Genomic DNA, 1,286 nt, shown 5'->3' on the forward strand with positions numbered 1-1,286 from the left:
TGCCGCCAGAGCGACGCCCTTGGCTACTGCCGAAAGACGGGAAGAGGTTCGTATAAATGACATGGTAAACTCCTCTTAAAATTGTGATCAGAAGCTGGTGGTCAGAGACAGATACAGACCGTTCTGGTTCTTTTCGGTAGCAATAGTACCCAAATCCACATAGGCCGCCGTTAGCGAGAGCTGCTTGTAAGGGAACCAGGCGATATAGACATCCTTCCAGGCACTGGTTTTGGATACAGCATCGCCCACATTACCCAAATGGAGGGGGATTTTTCCAGGCGGAGTAACAACTGTACCTGAAGCCGCTATGAGCTGATTTTGCGGCATATCTCGGTATTCAGCACCCAGTACCACATGACGGTTCAGAAAAACACCCACCGAAGCAGCCGGCAATACTTTGTAACCCATACCATTGACGCCACCGAAACCCAGCAAGCCTTGCTGATTGGCGTTGGTAACATCAATATTTACGTCCGCTAAAGTCGTCAACCCGAATATACCGTTAATCCAGACTTTAGTAGCCGATAGATAATAGCTGACGCCATTACGCTTAACACCCAGTGTCGCTGCAAAATCTTTGGGCATCTCATTGTGGTGGAAATCAACACCCACGGACACCTGTGGTTCCCACCAGTTTTGATCGTAAATAACATTCCCGAAGAGACGCACCTTCAGACCTACGATATCCTGATTTAAATCGTAATTGCTACCAAAAAATGCGGGACCTCCGGCAAATGCTTTATCGGCAGCCAAACCCGCTGTGGTCGTCGTTCCGTACGGGAAGGGTACACCTGGTGCTGCTGTGCCAAGAATCTTATTATCAAGTACCTGCCCTGTATTACCTAAACTAAACCCCTGCCGGGCAAAAGAAATCTCAACACGGTTGAATAATCCGACCGAAGCGCCGTAGGCGTTCAAGTTATAGTTGTTCAGCAATACGTGTGAATAAAAAGCGGTCGCGCCAATTTGCTGGTTGGTGCCATAACCCGAAATCACTGCCCAGGGGTTGATACCACCACCAGCAGCACCGTCTATCGCTGTTACTGCTCCGGTGCCCAAAATACGGCCCTGGCCAAATAAACAGGCCGAACCTATCGCCGCATTGGCGGCCACAGGGACCATTGCACCCAACGTGCAGGCCACTGCCAGAATGACTGCTTTTGTAGCGGGTGATTTCGCAGACTTACCCATAATTTTCATACCTCCTCCTAGCCGTTAAGCGGTTTTTGAATGCCAGAGCACTCAAAACACTTAATAGCAAGAAAGGGGCCAAAATCTCAGAAACC

1 protein-coding gene is annotated in these 1,286 nt (G+C 49.5%); it reads right to left on the reverse strand.

Annotated elements, in window-relative coordinates; genetic code table 11:
• Nucleotides 1–87: 87 nt before the first annotated feature.
• A complete protein-coding gene (locus tag AC2VLY_RS03960; RefSeq protein WP_486921799.1) occupies nucleotides 88–1,122 on the reverse strand; it encodes a DUF3034 family protein in 1,035 nt (344 codons plus the stop codon).
• Nucleotides 1,123–1,286: the final 164 nt, after the last annotated feature.

This window comes from Acidithiobacillus sp. TH-A36, assembly GCF_057473445.1.